General features: G+C 67.1%; 14 protein-coding genes. 8 read left to right on the plus strand and 6 right to left on the minus strand.

The genetic code is table 11. From position 1 onward, the window contains the following. The first annotated feature begins 15 nt into the window (after positions 1–15). The 7 genes from SB764_RS11400 (at position 16) to SB764_RS11430 (ending at position 6,971) form a co-directional block, all read left to right on the plus strand. Entirely contained in the window at positions 16–819 is an 804-nt protein-coding gene (locus SB764_RS11400; protein WP_074986737.1) for an L-iditol 2-dehydrogenase, read from the plus strand. Between the two features lie 112 nt (positions 820–931). Next, positions 932–2,254, plus strand: a complete 1,323-nt coding sequence (locus SB764_RS11405; protein ID WP_065059273.1) for an ABC transporter substrate-binding protein — start codon at positions 932–934, stop codon at positions 2,252–2,254. A 129-nt stretch (positions 2,255–2,383) separates the two neighbouring features. Further along, the gene (locus SB764_RS11410; RefSeq protein ID WP_065059272.1) at positions 2,384–3,331 is read left to right on the plus strand and encodes a carbohydrate ABC transporter permease; all 948 of its coding nucleotides are present in this window, start codon (positions 2,384–2,386) and stop codon (positions 3,329–3,331) included. Next, positions 3,328–4,206, plus strand: a complete 879-nt coding sequence (locus SB764_RS11415) for a carbohydrate ABC transporter permease (protein ID WP_065059271.1) — start codon at positions 3,328–3,330, stop codon at positions 4,204–4,206. Before SB764_RS11410 ends, SB764_RS11415 begins: the two co-directional genes overlap by 4 nt. Positions 4,207–4,228: 22 nt before the next feature. Then, positions 4,229–4,936, plus strand: coding sequence for an HAD family hydrolase (locus SB764_RS11420; RefSeq protein ID WP_065059270.1), 708 nt, complete (start codon positions 4,229–4,231; stop codon positions 4,934–4,936). An 88-nt stretch (positions 4,937–5,024) separates the two neighbouring features. Further along, positions 5,025–6,134: an ABC transporter ATP-binding protein gene (locus tag SB764_RS11425; protein ID WP_065059269.1), complete on the plus strand. Its 1,110-nt coding sequence runs from the start codon at positions 5,025–5,027 to the stop codon at positions 6,132–6,134. 183 nt (positions 6,135–6,317) lie between these two features. Beyond that, on the plus strand, positions 6,318–6,971 hold the full coding sequence (locus SB764_RS11430; RefSeq protein WP_410863587.1) for a hypothetical protein: 654 nt from the start codon (positions 6,318–6,320) through the stop codon (positions 6,969–6,971). Positions 6,972–6,999: 28 nt separating this feature from the next. On the opposite strand, the gene SB764_RS11435 is transcribed toward SB764_RS11430, so the two are convergent. From SB764_RS11435 to mutL, 5 genes are all read right to left on the minus strand, one after another. Beyond that, the gene (locus SB764_RS11435) at positions 7,000–7,953 is read right to left on the minus strand and encodes a sugar-binding transcriptional regulator (protein WP_065059267.1); all 954 of its coding nucleotides are present in this window, start codon (positions 7,951–7,953) and stop codon (positions 7,000–7,002) included. Positions 7,954–8,066: 113 nt separating this feature from the next. Next, the gene (xylB, locus tag SB764_RS11440; RefSeq protein ID WP_410863589.1) at positions 8,067–9,554 is read right to left on the minus strand and encodes a xylulokinase; all 1,488 of its coding nucleotides are present in this window, start codon (positions 9,552–9,554) and stop codon (positions 8,067–8,069) included. A 170-nt stretch (positions 9,555–9,724) separates the two neighbouring features. Then, entirely contained in the window at positions 9,725–11,131 is a 1,407-nt protein-coding gene (dalD, locus tag SB764_RS11445; protein WP_410863591.1) for a D-arabinitol 4-dehydrogenase, read from the minus strand. A gap of 288 nt (positions 11,132–11,419) precedes the next feature. Continuing rightward, positions 11,420–12,388, minus strand: coding sequence for a tRNA (adenosine(37)-N6)-dimethylallyltransferase MiaA (miaA, locus tag SB764_RS11450; protein WP_375790444.1), 969 nt, complete (start codon positions 12,386–12,388; stop codon positions 11,420–11,422). A 16-nt stretch (positions 12,389–12,404) separates the two neighbouring features. After that, positions 12,405–14,594 (minus strand): DNA mismatch repair endonuclease MutL, encoded by a 2,190-nt coding sequence (mutL, locus tag SB764_RS11455; RefSeq protein WP_410863592.1) that lies wholly within the window; start codon positions 14,592–14,594, stop codon positions 12,405–12,407. A gap of 235 nt (positions 14,595–14,829) precedes the next feature. Between mutL and SB764_RS11460 the strand changes: the two genes are divergently transcribed. After that, positions 14,830–15,516 carry a DedA family protein gene (locus SB764_RS11460; protein ID WP_074986729.1) on the plus strand — a complete coding sequence of 229 codons (687 nt, stop codon included), beginning with the start codon at positions 14,830–14,832 and terminating at the stop codon, positions 15,514–15,516. Between the two features lie 95 nt (positions 15,517–15,611). Here SB764_RS11460 and SB764_RS11465 read toward each other — a convergent pair whose 3' ends face one another. Beyond that, on the minus strand, positions 15,612–16,436 hold the full coding sequence (locus SB764_RS11465) for a mechanosensitive ion channel family protein (protein WP_065059261.1): 825 nt from the start codon (positions 16,434–16,436) through the stop codon (positions 15,612–15,614). Between the last annotated feature and the right edge of the window lie 260 nt (positions 16,437–16,696).

Here is a 16,696-nt window from a genome sequence, read left to right on the forward strand (position 1 = left end):
CTCGGAGACAACCCTGTGGCACATTCCGCAAACCCGGCGGCTGGACGTTTGCAGGACAAGGTGGCGGTGTTGACCGGCGCGGCGAGCGGTATCGGCGAAGCGGTCGCGCAGCGCTATCTGGACGAAGGCGCGCGCTGCGTGCTGGTCGACGTGAAGCCCGCCGACGCCATCGCCGTCGAACTGGCCGCCGCGCATCCCGAACGCGTGCTCACGCTGAGCGCGGACGTCACGCGCCGCGAGGACATCGAGCGCATCGTGCTCACGGCGGTCGAGCGCTTCGGCCGCATCGACATTCTTTTCAATAACGCGGCGCTGTTCGACATGCGCCCGCTGCTCGACGAATCCTGGGACGTCTACGACCGGCTCTTCGCGGTGAACGTGAAGGGCATGTTCTTTCTGATGCAGGCCGTCGCGCGCCGCATGGTCGAACAGGGGCAGGGCGGCAAGATCATCAATATGTCGTCGCAGGCCGGGCGCCGCGGCGAAGCGCTGGTTTCGCACTACTGCGCGACCAAGGCGGCGGTGCTGAGCTATACGCAGTCGGCGGCGCTCGCGCTCGCACCGCACCGGATCAACGTGAACGGCATCGCGCCGGGCGTGGTGGATACGCCGATGTGGGAGCAGGTGGACGCGCTGTTCGCGCGCTACGAGCATCGGCCGCTGGGCGAGAAGAAGCGGCTCGTGGGCGAGGCGGTGCCGCTCGGCCGCATGGGCCTGCCTGGCGACCTCACGGGCGCGGCGCTCTTTCTCGCGTCCGCCGACGCCGATTACATCACCGCGCAGACGCTCAACGTCGACGGCGGCAACTGGATGAGCTGAACCGCCGCGACACGCAGCAAGGCAGGACCCGGCAGCACGACGTCACGTCGCATCAAGATTGCAACACGCAACGCACTACGACGCATAACGTAACAAACAAGGAGACAACGTCATGAAACCCGTTTTGAAGACCGTGCTGCGTGCCATGAGCGCGGGTGCGATGATCGCCGCCGCGGGCGCGGCCCACGCGCAGACCGTGACGATCGCGATGTTGAACAACCCGGACATGCTCGAGCTGAAGAAGCTCTCGCCGGCCTTCGAAAAAGCCAATCCGGGCATCAAGCTGAACTGGGTGATCCTCGAGGAAAACGTGCTGCGCCAGCGCGCCACGACCGACATCACGACCAACAGCGGCCAGTTCGACGTGATGATGATCGGCACCTATGAAGCGCCGCAGTGGGGCAAGCGCGGCTGGCTCGCGCCGATGACGAACCTGCCCGCCTCCTACGACATCGACGACGTGGTGAAGACCGCGCGCGACGGCCTTTCGTACAACGGCACGCTGTACGCGCTGCCGTTCTACGTCGAAAGCTCGATGACGTACTACCGCAAGGATCTGTTCGCCGCGAAGGGCCTCAAGATGCCCGATCAGCCGACTTACGACCAGATCAAGGACTTCGCCGACAAGCTCACCGACAAGGCGTCCGGCACCTACGGCATCTGTCTGCGCGGCAAGGCCGGCTGGGGCGAGAACATGGCCTATGTGACGACGGTGGTGAACACCTTCGGCGGCCGCTGGTTCGACGAGAAATGGCACGCCCAGCTCACCACGCCCGAGTGGAAGAAGGCGGTGGGCTTCTACGTCGACATGCTGAAGAAGGATGGCCCTCCGGGAGCGAGCTCGAACGGCTTCAACGAAAACCTCACGCTGATGTCGTCGGGCAAGTGCGCGATGTGGATCGACGCGACGGTGGCCGCGGGCATTCTGTACAACAAGTCGCAGTCGCAGGTCGCCGACAAGATCGGCTTCGCGGCCGCGCCGACCGCCGTCACGCCGAACGGCGCGCACTGGCTCTGGTCGTGGGCGCTGGCGGTGCCGAAGTCGTCGAAGTCGCAGGACTCGGCGCGCAAGTTCATCGAATGGGCGACCTCGAAGCAATACGTCGAGCTCGTGGCGAAGGACGAGGGCTGGGCGTCGGTGCCGTCGGGTACGCGCATCTCGACCTATCAGCGTCCGGAGTACAAGCAGGCCGCGCCGTTCTCGGAGTTCGTGCTGAAGGCGATCCAGACCGCCGATCCGAATCACCCGACCTTGAAGCCGGTGCCGTACACGGGTGTGCAGTTCGTCGGGATTCCTGAGTTCCAGTCGTTCGGCACCGTGGTCGGTCAGAGCATCTCCGGCGCCGTCGCCGGTCAGATGAGCGTCGATCAGGCGCTCAGCGCGGGCAACGCCGCCGCCGATCGCGCCGTGGCGCAGGCCGGGTATCAGAAGTAACGCAGCGCAGTAACGCAACTCAGCAACGCAGCTCAGTAACGCCGCGAGGCGCGTCCACGACGGGCCGCCTCGCGCTGCAGATGTGGTGCCGTGCCCCCGCGCGGCGCGCTACAGAGAAGGGTGGTCCTCATGCGTCATCTCCATCTCCACATGCCTCTATTCAATCGAACGCGCGCACCCAAACCGAACGTGCAACAGGTGGAACAGCGCCGCTCGGCGTCGCGCTGGCTGGTCTCGCCTTCGGTCGCCGTCCTGCTGCTCTGGATGACGATTCCGCTCGCGATGACGATCTGGTATTCGTTCACGCGCTACAACCTGCTGAATCCCGACCTCAAGGGTTTCGCCGGCCTCGACAACTACAAGTTTCTCGCCACCGATCCGGCGTTCATCCCGTCGATCGTCCACACGATCGTGCTGATCGTCTCGGTGCTCGCGATCACCGTGATCGGCGGCGTGCTGATGGCGGTGCTGTTCGACCGCAAGTTCATCGGCCAGGGCATCGCGCGCCTGTTCGCCATCGCGCCGTTCTTCGTGATGCCGACGGTGAGCGCGCTGATCTGGAAGAACATGATCCTGCATCCGGTCTACGGCCTCGTGGCCGTGGCGATGCGCGCGGTCGGCCTCACGCCGATCGACTGGTTCGCGGTGTATCCGCTGTTCGCGGTCATCATGATCGTGGCGTGGCAATGGCTGCCGTTCGCGTTCCTGATTCTCTTCACGGCGATCCAGTCGCTCGACCAGGAACAGAAGGAAGCCGCGAAGATCGACGGCGCGGGCGCGATCTCGATGTTCTTCTACATCACGCTGCCGCATCTGCGACGCGCGATCGCCGTGGTGGTGATGATGGAAACCATCTTCCTGCTGTCGATCTTCGCCGAGATCTACACGACCACGGGCGGCGGTCCCGGCAACGCGACCACCAACCTCACGTACCTGATCTACTCGATGGGCCTGCAGCAGTTCGACGTGGGCATCGCCTCGGCGGGCGGCATTCTGGCCGTCGTGCTCGCGAACATCGTGTCGTTCTTCCTCGTGCGCATGCTCGCCCGCAACCTCAAAGGGGAGTACGAAAAATGAGCCAGGTTACCGCTACGCCCGCCAGCGCGCCCAATTCGCCGCACGCGGTCAATCGCGCCTCGCCGCTGCAATTGCTCGGCCGCGTGGTGCCGGGGCTGCTCGCGTGGGTTATCGCGCTCGCGCTGTTCTTCCCGATCTTCTGGATGACGATCACCGCGTTCAAGACCGAGCAGCAGGCTTACGTTCCGTCGCTGTTCTTCATGCCGACGCTCGACAGCTTCCGCGAGGTGTTCGCGCGCAGCAACTACTTTGCGTTCGCATGGAATTCGGTGCTGATCTCGGCGGGCGTGACGATCGTCTGCCTGATTCTCGCCGTGCCCGCCGCCTACGCGATGGCGTTCTTCCCGAATCACCGCACGCAGAAAATCCTGCTGTGGATGCTCTCGACCAAGATGATGCCGTCGGTCGGCGTGCTGGTGCCGATCTATCTGCTTTGGAAGAACACCGGCCTGCTCGACAGCGTGAGCGGACTCGTGATCGTCTACACGCTGATCAATCTGCCGATCGCGGTGTGGATGTCGTACACCTACTTCAACGAGATTCCGCGCGACATTCTCGAAGCCGGACGCATGGACGGCGCGGCCACGTGGCAGGAAATCGTCTATCTGCTGATGCCGATGTCGGTGCCCGGCCTCGCATCCACCGCGCTGCTGCTGATCATTCTGTCGTGGAACGAAGCCTTCTGGAGCATCAACCTGTCGAGTTCGAACGCGGCGCCGCTCACGGTGTTCATCGCGTCGTATTCGAGTCCGGAAGGGCTGTTCTGGGCCAAGCTCTCGGCGGCTTCGCTGCTGGCGGTCGCGCCGGTGCTGATCGTCGGCTGGCTCTCGCAGAAGCAACTGGTGCGCGGCCTCACGTTCGGCGCGGTCAAATAATCGAAACCGAACCGCAAACGTCATGACGAACCCGCAAAACACGATGACGATCCAGGCGCTCATCTGCGACTGTGACGGCGTGCTGATCGACAGCGAAGCCGTGGCCGCGCGCGTGCTGGTGCGCGAACTCGAAGCGCGCTGGCCCGGCACGAACGTCGCACCCGTGCTGATGCCGCTGCTCGGCCAGCGCATCGAGCGCGTGCTGGCGGGCGCCGGCGAAGCGCTCGCGCGCACGCTGAGCGGCGCCGATGTCGATGCGATCCGCGCGGTGGCCGAAACCGAAGCCGCCGACGCGCCGCTCTTTCCGGGCGTGGCGGCGGCGCTCGACGCCATCGAACTGCCCAAGGGCTGCGCGAGCAACAGCTACACGGCGGTGGTGCGCCGCGTGCTCGAACGCAACGGCCTCGCGCGCTTTTTCGGCGAGCGGCTCTATTGCGCCGATACGGTCGCGAAACCGAAGCCCGCGCCCGACGTGTATCTCGCGGCGGCGCGCGGCATGAACGTCGCGTCGGCGGCGTGCCTCGTGATCGAGGACAGCGTGGCCGGCGTGAGCGCGGCGCGCGCGGCGGGCATGACCGTGCTCGGCTTCGTGGGCGGCGCGCACGTGGGCGGCGAGGCGCACGCGCTGGCGTTGCGCGAAGTCGGCGCACGGGAGATTTTCGACGACATGCGCGCGTTGCCCGCGCTCGTGGCGGACTGGATCCAGAAGGCGGAAGCGGGCGCGCAGTGAGCGCGCGCGTGTTCCGGCAAACGAATCAAGAGTGCAATCGCGGCGGGTGCGATGAAGCCCCGGCCGCCGCAACGAATGGAGACACATCATGGCAAGCGTGATCCTGAGAAACGTGCTCAAGCGCTACGACGAAACCGAAGTGCTGCGCGACGTGAACCTCGATATCGGTGACGGCGAGTTCGTCGTGTTCGTCGGCCCGAGCGGCTGCGGCAAGACCACGCTGATGCGGATGATCGCCGGTCTCGAAGACATCAGCGGCGGCGACCTGACGATCGACGGCACGCGCATGAACGACGTGCCGCCCGCCAAGCGCGGCATCGCGATGGTGTTCCAGTCGTATGCGCTTTATCCGCACATGACGCTGTACGACAACATGGCGTTCGGCCTCAAGCTCGCGGGCGCGAAGAAGCCCGAGATCGACGCGGCCGTGAAGAACGCCGCGAAGATCCTGCACATCGACCATCTGCTCGATCGCAAGCCCAAGCAGCTTTCGGGCGGCCAGCGTCAGCGCGTGGCGATCGGGCGGGCGATCACGCGCAAGCCCAAGGTGTTTCTGTTCGACGAACCGCTCTCGAACCTCGACGCCGCGCTGCGCGTGAAGATGCGCCTCGAATTCGCGCGCCTGCACGACGAACTGAAGACCACGATGATCTACGTGACGCACGATCAGGTCGAGGCGATGACGCTCGCGGACAAGATCGTCGTGCTCTCGGCGGGCAACGTCGAGCAGGTCGGCACGCCGAACCGGCTCTATCACGCGCCGGCGAACCGCTTCGTCGCGGGTTTCATCGGCTCGCCGAAGATGAACTTTCTCGAAGGCACGATCGCGCAGGTCGCGAGTGACGGCATCGTCGTGCGTTACGACAGCGGCGAAACGCAGAAGGTCGCGGTGGAGCCGCGCGGCGCGCGCGAAGGCGACAAGGTGACCGTGGGCATCCGGCCCGAGCATCTGCACGTGGGCGTGACGGAGGGCGGCGTGAGCGCGAAGGCGATGACGGTCGAATCGCTCGGCGACGCGGCCTATCTCTACGCCGAATGCGCGGCCGCGCCCGACGGCCTGATCGCACGCATTCCGCCGCTCGAACGGCACGAGCGCGGCGAAGCGCTGAAAGTGGGCGCGCCCGCCGATCATTGCCATCTGTTCGATGCGAACGGTCAGGCGTTCGAGCGGCGCTTCGCGCAGGAACTGGCCGCCTGAGTGTTCGCTTGAATGTAGGTGGAGAAGTTTGTTGTCGTCGTCGTAGTCTGAGGTTGCCTTGCCCCAACGAGGGACGCCCGCTTTCGAGCGGGCTTTTTTTGCGCACGTTTTTTGCACGCATGCAGGCGAACAAACGAAATCGGGCGCTATCATCCTGCGTCCGAACCCCGACCGCGTGCCATCATGATTCGTAAGATCGTGTCGACTGTGTCGATCGCGAGTGCGCTTGCCGCTTCGCTCACATTGACCGCCCTGACCAGCCTGAGCGCCCATGCCGCCGACGTGCCCGTCGCGGTGGTGCAGCAGGTCGATTCGCGGCTCGACAGCCAGCACGAGCTGCAGCCGCCGATCATCGACGCAAGCCCGGTCATGCCAGGCGCATGGGTCTACTTCACGGACAATACCTCGAAGCGCCCCGGCCAGACCGACAGCACACGGCCTTACACGCTCGACGCGCACCTGATCTACCAGGACGCCGATCACGTCTGGCACGACCAGCTGTTCGACCGCTACGAGGAAGACGGCGGCATTCCGCAGATTGCGTCGGTGTTTTTCGCACACGCGGATCACACGGCGCACAGCCGCAGTCTCGTCGTGCTCGTGAAGACGCCGCAGCAGCACGAGGATTACGGCGGCGACGCCTACGACGGCTACGTCTACAAGCTGACCGGCACGGCGGCGCAGGGCGCGGTGTTCGTGGGCTTGCAGAGCGACGCGAGCGCGCCGTTCATCGGGCAGTGCCAATGCGGTTTCCGCGACGGCCGCACGCAACACGCGCGCTATCCGAACGCGACGGCGATCCGCAACGCGCTCGCCGAAACCTTCCCGGAGAAGTAAGCGCTAAAACACGCGCTAAACCAAGCGCTCAGTCCGCGCCGTCGAGCGCCGCGCGCGCGCAGTTCTCGTCGGTGACGAGGCCCGAGAGCCAGCCGCCCTTGAGCGCGGCGATCACGGCGTCGCGCTTGCGTTCGCCGCCCGCGAAGCCGATGGTCGGGCGCTTCGGCGGCGAATCCAGATACAGGCTCGTCACGCGGCGGCCCGTGGCCGATTCCACGCGCTTGCCGTTCGCGTCGATCGGCAAGCCGAGCATTTCCGCGATCGCGCCCAGTTCCATCAGCCCGTGCACTTCGTCGAGCGTCAGGAAGCCGTCTTCGTAGAGCGGGCAGTGCTCGCCGATATTGCCGATGCCGACGAAGGCCACATCGGCCTCGCTCGACAGCCCCTCGACGATGCGATAGAGCCGGTGATTGCACCATTGCGCGCGCTCGGCCTCGTTGTCGGCGATCAGCGGCGCGGGCAGCAGGAAGTGCTTGCCGCCGGTCTTCTCGGAGATGTGCAGCGCCACGTCGTAACGATTCGACGAGCCGTCCTGCGCGATCGCACCGACCATCGAAACGAGCCGGTGCTGCGGACGGTCGAGCTGCGCGATCTGATCGACGGCGGCCTTGAGCGTGCGCCCGCTGCTCACGGCCACGACCATCGGCCGCTCCTCGGCGAGATAGCGCTCCATCACCTGCGCGCCGGCCACGGCGAGCTTGCGGTCGATCGCGTCCTGGGTGTCGCCGTCGATGGGCACGATCTCGCAGACCGAGAGGCCGTAGCGCTTCGAGAGCCGGTCGGCGAGCGCGAGGCAGTCGGCCAGCCGATGATCGACGCGCACGCGGATCAGGTTCTTTTCGACCGCATAGGCGACGAGCCGCTGCGCGACCGGGCGCGAGACCTGCAGCTTTTCGGCGATCTCGTTCTGGGTGTTGCCGGCCACGTAGTAGAGCCACGCGGCGCGGGTGGCGAGATCGAGTTTTTCGGTGGACTTGGGCACGGTGGTCTTCGCTTCGGAGCGGGTTTCTGCGGACGTGGTCGGGCGGTTCGGTCTTTGCGCGCTGACGTCAAAACGGCGCGAACGCGCGAAGTGTACTGGATACGCCGCCGTTCTTACGCCAACCTTTCGCGCGACGGATCGAACAGCGGACGCACGTGCCGGTACAGCGCGCGATACGCGTCGAGCCGCTCGCGCAGCGCCGCGTGGCGCGAGGCGTCGGGCGCGTATTCGGCGGCCACGGGCGCCTTGGTCAGCACCTCGTCGAACGAGCCGCCCGCCGCGAGCCAGCCGAGCCGAGCCGCGCCAAGCGCCGCGCCGGTTTCGCCGCCGCCGTGCTGGCGCGTGGGCGTATTGAAGGCGTCGGCGACGAGTTGCGCCCAGTAGGCGCTGCGCGCGCCGCCGCCGAGCATCGACAGCGCGCCGACCGTGGTGCCTGCCGAGGCGAGCGCGTCGAGGCCGTCGGTGAGCGCGAGCGTCACGCCTTCGAGCACGGCGTAGCCGAGCAGCGCGCGGTCGGTTGCGTGCGTCATGCCGAAGAACACGCCCTGCGCGTACGGATCGTTGTGCGGCGTGCGCTCGCCCGAGAGGTAGGGCAGAAAGAGCGGCGCCTGGGCGAGCGTGCGCGCATCGAGCTTTTCGACTTCGGCGAGCAGTTCGGGCTCGTGCGTGCCCGTGAGCTTGCAGACCCAGCGCAGGCAGCTCGCCGCCGAGAGCACCACGCTCATCTGATGCCAGCGGTCCGGAATCGCGTGGCAGAACGCGTGCACGGCCGAGGCCGGATTGGGCGCGAAGCGGTCGCCGATCACGCACAGCACGCCCGAGGTGCCGAGCGAGACGAAGCCGTCGCCGGGCTGCACCGCGCCGATGCCGATCGCGCTCGTGGCGTTGTCGCCGCCGCCGGCCGCCACCACCACGTCCTCGCGCAGGCCGAACTCGCGCGCGACTTCGGGCAGCAGCGTGCCGGACGGCGCGCTGCCTTCGGCGAGCGTGGGCATCTGCGCGCGCGTCATGTTGCAGGCGTCGAGCAGGGCGTCGGACCAGTCGCGCTTCGCGACGTCGAGCCAGAGCGTGCCGGCTGCGTCGGACGGATCGGAGACTTTGCCGCCCGTGAGTTTCAGGCGCAGCCAGTCCTTCGGCAGCAGCACGCAGGCGGTCCGGCGAAACAGCTCGGGCTCGTGGCGCGCGACCCACAGCAGCTTGGGCGCGGTGAAGCCTGGCATCGCCAGATTGCCCGCCACGCGATGCAGTTGCGGCGCGCGCGCGGTGAGTTCGGCGCACTCGTCGACGGCGCGCATGTCGTTCCAGAGGATCGCGGGACGCAGCACGGCGTCGTGGCGGTCGAGCAGCACCGCGCCGTGCATCTGCCCCGAGAGGCCGATGCCGCGCACCTGCGCGAATTCGTGCGGATGCTGCGCGCGCAGCGCGGCGAGCGCGCGGCGCGTGCCGTCCCACCAGTCGTCGGGATGCTGTTCGGCCCAGCGCGGCTGCGGACGCGAAACCGTGAACGGCGAGCCCGCGGTGCCGATCGCGCGGCCATCGGGCGCGAGCAGCAGGACTTTCACTTCGGAGGTGCCGAGGTCGATGCCGAGATACGTGGACATGGCGCGCGCAGGTTCAGAGGTGGAGGCGCTACTTTAGCCGCGCGCGCACGGCGGCGCCATGCGCGGCGACCCGGGGACGCGCGGGTGGAACAACGGCGCGGCGGCGGCCGCGCGCGAAAGCGGAGTGTCGGGAGCAGCGACGAGCGGCGACAAGCGCGACAAGCGCGCGATCAAGCCGCGGACCCGCGCCGGGCGAGCCACGCATCGACGCGCGCGAGCGCTTCGCGCAGCGCGCCTTCGAGCGGCGCGCCGCCCGCGAGGCTGCCCCAGAGCAGCTTGTCGGCGGCGAACCCGGCAAGCGGATCGGCGGCTTCGAACAGCTTCGCCACGGCCACGCCGTCCATCACGCCGTCCTGATACTGATACGGCAGCACGCCCTTGTTCCAGCGTTGCAGGAAGCGCAGGAACAGCGCGGGCAGCACGGCGGTGGCGGCAGGCGTCGCGCCTGCGGCGATGCGTTGCGCGATCGTCGGCGCGATGAAGCCGGGGATCTTCGAGAAGCCGTCGGCGGCCACGCGCTGGTTGGTGTCCTGGATATACGGATTGCTGAAGCGTTCGAGCACCACGTCGCGATACTTTTCGAGGTCGAGCGGGCTCGGCGTGAGGCAGGGAATCACGTCCTCGCTCACGTAGGCGTGCGCGAATGCGCGGATATCGGCGTCGTTCGTGCCTTCGTGGATGTACGACAGACCGACCAGCGTGCCCGCCCACGCGATGCAGCTATGCGTCGCGTTGAGAATGCGGATCTTCGCTTCCTCGTAAGGCATCACCGATTCCACCATCTCCGCGCCCGCGCGCTCCCACGCGGGGCGGCCCGCGCAGAAGTGATCCTCGATTACCCACTGGATGAAGGCCTCGCCCATCACCGGGCAGGCGTCGTCGACGCCGGTGGCGGCCTTCACGCGCTCGCGCACGTCGGGCGTCGGACGCGGCGTGATGCGGTCGACCATCGAATCGGGACAGGCGGTGTTCGCGTCGAACCATTCGCGCAGCGCGCTCTCGCCGCGCAGCGCGAGAAATTCGCGCATGCCCGCGTGAAAGCGCTTGCCGTTGCTGCGCAGGTTATCGCAGGTTTGCAGCGTGACCGGGCCGCCGCCGCGCGTCCTGCGCGCGTCGAGGATCGCGGCCAGCGCGCCGTAGATCGTGGTGCGCGCACCGTTCAGATCGGCGGCGAGATCGGGATTGGCGGTGTCGAGACGGTCGTGCTCGTCGAGGTAATAACCGCCTTCGGTCACGGTGAACGCGATGATCTTGCAGGCCGGGTCCGCGCCCGCGTCGATCAGGCTCGCGAGGTCCGCCGACCACGGCAGCACGCGCGTGATCGAGCGGATCTGCTCGTAGGCGCGCTCGCCCTGCGGCGTGACGGTTTCCAGCGTGTAGACGCCGTGCTGCGCCGCGAGCGCGTCCATGACGGGGTTCATATCGGCGCGGATGTTGCCGACGCTCAGCGTCCACTGCGGCTCGTCCGGCTGGCGCGCGAGATTGACGCGGTGCAGATACCACGCCTGATGCGCGCGGTGAAACGATCCGGCGCCGATGTGCAGGATCACGTTCGCGTCGCTGCGTTCGCTGGCCATAAGGTGTCTCCGTGTTCGCCTGTCTAGGGCGATGTGCGCGCATTGAGCGTGCGCGTCTGGCTGGTTTGGGTGTTCGAATCGACGGGCGGGAAAGGCAGAGCATTTGCCCGATTGATGAACGAATGATCGTATTCGGGCGAAGGAAAGTCAAGACGACACGCGCGGGTTTTGGTGGCGCGCTGCGGCGCGCAAGGGCGGGGCGTGCGTGAGAGCGGGCGTGTGCACGCACGCGCGGCAGGCGCCGCGCGCGATGCTGTGATGCACAACGGAAAAGTGGGGGGAAGCGGTCTAAGCGTGAATCCGCTCGATCGCCGACACGGCCTGCGCGGTGGCGTCCGCCGCACAGCAATCGACGACGATGCGCTCGGGCATCGCGCGCAGCCACGTGAGCTGGCGCTTGCAGAGCTGGCGCGTGGCGAACACGCCCTTGTCGCGCATCGTGTCGTAGTCGATGTCGCCGTCGAGATACTCCCACGCCTGCCGATAGCCGACGCAGCGCATCGACGGCAGATTCGCGTCGAGGTCGCCGCGTGCGCGCAGCGCCTTCACCTCGTCGATCAGACCCGCCGCGAGCATTGCGTCGAAGCGCTGCTCGATGCGCCGGTGCAGCACCGCGCGGTCCGACGGTTCGAGCGCGACGGGCACGAAGCGGTAGCGCGCGGCCTCGTCGTCGCGGCTCGACGGCGCGGCCAGCAGCGCCGACATCGGCTGCCCGGACAGCATCCAGATTTCGAGCGCGCGCTGGATGCGCTGCGAGTCGTTCGGCGCGAGGCGCGCGGCCGTGGCCGGATCGATTTGCGCGAGGCGCGCGTGCAGCGCGGGCCAGCCGTCGCGGGCGGCCTCGGCGTCGAGTTGCGCGCGCACGGCGGGATCGGCGCCCGGCAGATCGTTCAGACCTTGTGTGAGCGCCTTGTAGTAGAGCATCGTGCCGCCCACGAGCAGCGGCACGTTGCCCCGCGCGACGATCTCGCCCGTTACGCGCAGCGCGTCGGCGCGAAAGTTGGCGGCGGAATAGGCATCGGCCGGATCGACGATATCGATCAGATGATGCGGCGCCGCCGCGCGTTCTTCCGCGCTCGGTTTCGCGGTGCCGATATCCATCTCGCGATAGACGAGCGCCGAATCGACGCTGACGATCTCGACCGTGCGGCCCTGCGCGGCCATTTGCGCTGCATAGCGGAGTGCGGCGGCGGTCTTGCCGGAAGCGGTCGGCCCGAGCAGGCAGGCGACCGGCGTAGGGAGTGCGTGTTGCGTCATGCTCATCGAAGCTCGCTTACTGGCCGCGCATGAACAGGCGGTCGAGGTCCGCGAGCGTGAGCTGATACCACGTCGGGCGGCCGTGATTGCACTGGTCGGCGCGTTCGGTGGTTTCCATCTGGCGCAGCAGCGCGTTCATCTCGTCGAGCGTGAGACGCCGGTTGGCGCGCACCGCGTGATGGCAGGCGAGCGTGCCGAGCATTTCGTGCTGACGCTCGGTGAGCACGCGCGAGCCGCCGTAGGCGTGCAGGTCGGTGAGCACGGCGCGCGCGAGCGCCTGGAGATCGGCGTCCTTGAGCAGCGCGGGCACGGCGCGGATCGCGATCGAGGTGGGCGAGAGCACGGCGAGATCGAAGCCCAGCGCTTCGAGCGTGGCCTTTTCTTCTTCGACGGTGCCGGTTTCCACGGGATCGGCCTGCATCGAAATCGGGATCAGGAGCGGCTGCACGGCGAGCGAGCGCTCGGCCAGCGCCGTCTTGAACTGCTCGTAGAGAATGCGTTCGTGCGCCGCGTGCATGTCGACGATCACGAGGCCGCGCGCGTTCTGCGCGAGCACGTAGATGCCGTGGACCTGGCCGAGCGCGAAGCCGAGCGGATGGTCGTCGCGGGCATCGAAGGCCGGTTGCGCGGCGCTGTCGAAGAGGGCGCCGTCGGCTGCACCATCGGCTTGCGTGACGGTCGAGCCTTGCCCGGCGCCGACGTCCTTGCGGCCGAACAGCGCGTCGTACAGCGCGAGCGGCTGCGCTACGGGCAGCGAGCCTTGTTGCATGCGCGACTGGCGCAGCCAGGTGTTGCCGCTGCTCGAACCGCTGCCTGAGCTAGCGCCCGAGCCGCCGCCGAAGCCCGACGAGCGGCCGCTGCCAGCGCTACCCGCGCCGCCGAAAGCGCTCGACGAACCGCCGAAGCTGCTGGCGACGCTCGCGGTGCCGAAGCGGCCCGCGCCGTCGCCGAGCGATCCCGTCGATCCTGACGACACCCCCGCCGACCCCGACGCACCCGAACTGAGTCCCACCGATCCACCGAGCACGTCCGCGCCCGGAATCGCGCGCGGTTCGATCATCGCGGCGTGGCCGCCCGCCGTGGTTTCCGGCGACGCGCCCGCGTGCCGCGCGAGCGCGCGCTGCACGGCATGGAACACGAACTGGTGAATCGAGCGCGAATCGCGGAAACGCACCTCGATCTTCGACGGATGCACGTTCACGTCGACGGCCTCGGGCGGCAGGTCGAGGAACAGCACATACGACGGATAACGGTCGCCGTGCAGCACGTCCTCGTAGGCCGCGCGCACCGCGTGCGTGAGCAGCTTGTCGCGCACGAAGCGGCCGTTCACGAAGAAGTACTGTTGATCGGCGCGATTGCGGCTCGCCGTCGGCAGACCCGCGCAGCCGTAGACGGCGAGCGGACCCGCGCGCTCGTCGAGCGGCAGATGCGCGGTGGCGAAGGTCTCGCCGAGAATCTTCGAGACGCGCGTGCCCGGATCGCTTGCATTCCAGTGCTCGACGGCGCGGCCGTTGTGCAGCACCGAGATCGCCACGTCCGGACGCGCGAGCGCGCTGCGGCGGATCATTTCCAGGCAATGACCGAGTTCGGTCTGCTCGCTCTTGAGGAATTTACGGCGCGCGGGCGTATTGAAGTACAGCTCGCGCACTTCGATGGTCGTGCCCTGGCCGCCCGCGGCGGGCGAGATCGCGCCCGTATGCGCGTCGATCTTGACGGCGTGCGCGTCCTGCGCGGTGCGGCTCGTGATCGACATTTCGGCGACCGAGGCGATCGAGGCCAGCGCTTCGCCGCGAAACCCGAGCGTCGCGACGCTTTCGAGTTCCGCGAGCGAGCGGATCTTGCTGGTGGCGTGGCGCATCAGCGCGAGCGGCAATTCGCCTTCGGGAATGCCGCAGCCGTCGTCGGCGATCGAGATGCGTTTGACGCCGCCTTCGTCGAGCAGAATGCGCAGCGTGCTCGCGCCCGCGTCCAGCGCGTTTTCGAGCAGTTCCTTCACGACCGAGGCGGGGCGCTCGACCACTTCGCCGGCGGCGATCTGGCTGATCAGCTGATCGGGCAGCGCCTGGATCGCGCGCGCGGGCCGCGGGCCGCGCGAGGCGGATTCGGGCGCCGCGGTGGCTGCGTTGGCCGCGTTGGCCTCCTGGGCGTCGGCGGAGGCGGGAGCGTCGGGCGCGGCGGCGCCGGTGGGATCGGAATTCGAAGACATGCGCGCAATTATAGCGAGTCGCGACGCGCCGGCCTGGCGTGCGGCTCGCGCCCCTTAAGTGTCCGTTAAGCGCCAATATGCGATCTATTGGACGCATTTTTGCCGCCGTTCACGGGAATTTTTCGTGACGGCGGGGCACTTTCTGTATCATGGCGCGGTCAATTTTCCTTCTCGCGCAACACCGGGCGAGGGCGCTTCCTGCAAGCGCTCCGTCCTCGACCAATAAGGGACACTTTTGGATACGCTGCTGCAGTTCGTCAATCTTGTCTTGCACATCGACAAGTTTCTCGGAGTCTTCATCCACCAGTACGGTGCCTGGGTCTATGCGGTTCTGTTCCTGATCGTATTCTGCGAAACCGGGCTCGTCGTGCTGCCGTTCCTGCCGGGCGATTCGCTGCTGTTTATCGGCGGCGCGTTCGCGGCCACGCACGAGATGAATCTCGGCCTGCTGCTCGTGCTCCTGATCGTCGCGGCGGTCACGGGCAACACGCTCAACTACATGATCGGCCGGGCGATCGGACCGGCGGTGTTCAATACGCGCATACGCGGGCTGGAACGCTTCCTCGACCGCGCCGCGCTGCAAAAGACCCATAACTTCTACGAGCGTCACGGCGGCAAGACCATCGTGCTCGCGCGCTTCATTCCGGTCGTGCGCACGTTCGCGCCGTTCGTCGCGGGCGTCTCGCAGATGAGCATGCAACGCTTCCAGCTCTTCAACGTCGCGGGCGCGCTGTTCTGGGTGCTGCTGCTCGTGCTGCTCGGCTATTTCTTCGGCAACATTCCGTTCATCCGCCAGTACCTCAACATCATCGTGCTGGTGGGTATCGGCGCGGCGATCGTGCCGGTCGTGCTCGGCGGCCTCTGGAAGATGATGCGCAAGAACAGCAGCGGCAATGCCGTGCGCGGGCCGAATGGCCACTGACGGCAATTGAAGGTCACGGAACGTCGTTGAGCGGCGTTTCACGCAAAAACGGCATCGCCCGCGAGGACGATGCCGTTTTTCTTTGCGCGGACGCCTTACGCGCCCTGCGTGCCGATGCGCCGGATGATCGACGGCGTTTCCGGCGTCGGATAGCCCGCGTCGCGGAAGGTCTCGACGATCGCGCGGTTGGTGTCGAAATACACTTGCCAGTAGGTGTCGTTGTTGGTGTACGGACGCACCGCGAGCAACGGACCTTCGGGCGTGAACGAGAGAATCTCGACGTCGGGCGCGGGTTCCTGCGCGACGTTCGGGATTTTCGCGAGGGCCGCGCGCAGCCGGTTGGCGGCATCGACGGGATCGACGCCGTTGGCGATCTTCGCGGTCAGCTCGACGCGGCGCACGGGCGTCGCGCTGTAGTTCGAGATGGTGTCCGAGAAGATCTTGTTGTTGCCGACGATGTTGATGACGTTGTCCGGCGAGATGATGGTCGTGCCGAAGATGCCCAGCTCCTTGACGGTGCCGGTCACGCCGCCCGCCGTCACGAAGTCGCCGACCTTGAACGGACGCAGCACCTGCATGAACACGCCCGCCGCGAAATGCGCGAGCAGGCCGCCCCACGCGGTGCCGATGGCGAGGCCGAGACCGGCAAGCAGCGCCGCGAACGAGGTGGTCTGCACGCCGAACACCTGCAGGATCGCGAGCACCAGCAGCAGGTTGAGCACGCCGGCGAGAATCGAGCTGAGGTAGTGCGCGAGCGTGGGGTCGACGCGTTCGTTGCGGCTGAGCAGTTTGCGCAGGAAGCCGGCGATCAGGTTGATGACCCAGCGCCCGACGATCCACAGCACGATCGCCGCCAGCACCTTGGTCCCGAAGTCGATGCCTCGGGTCATGATGAATACGCGGATGGTTTCGAGATCCAAGATGCCCTCGCTTGAGTCGATGATTGAGCCGGAAAGACGCGCGAACTGCAGAGCACTGCGAGTTGATGCGACTGCCTGAAACAAACCTGCGACGACATTGAGGCAAGACTGCGAAACGGTCGGTGACGCCGACGCTTGAACGAAAGGGCGATAAACCGGCCGGGCGCCGCGCCTTCGCGTCATATCCGTGCATTTATAGGCGAAGTGGCGATCGCGTGCATCCTGCGTGCCCGGCTCGGTCGGGGTTGACCCGACGCAGG

The sequence above is a fragment of the Paraburkholderia sp. SIMBA_027 genome (assembly GCF_046535315.1).
Classification (GTDB): Bacteria; Pseudomonadota; Gammaproteobacteria; order Burkholderiales; family Burkholderiaceae; genus Paraburkholderia; species Paraburkholderia tropica.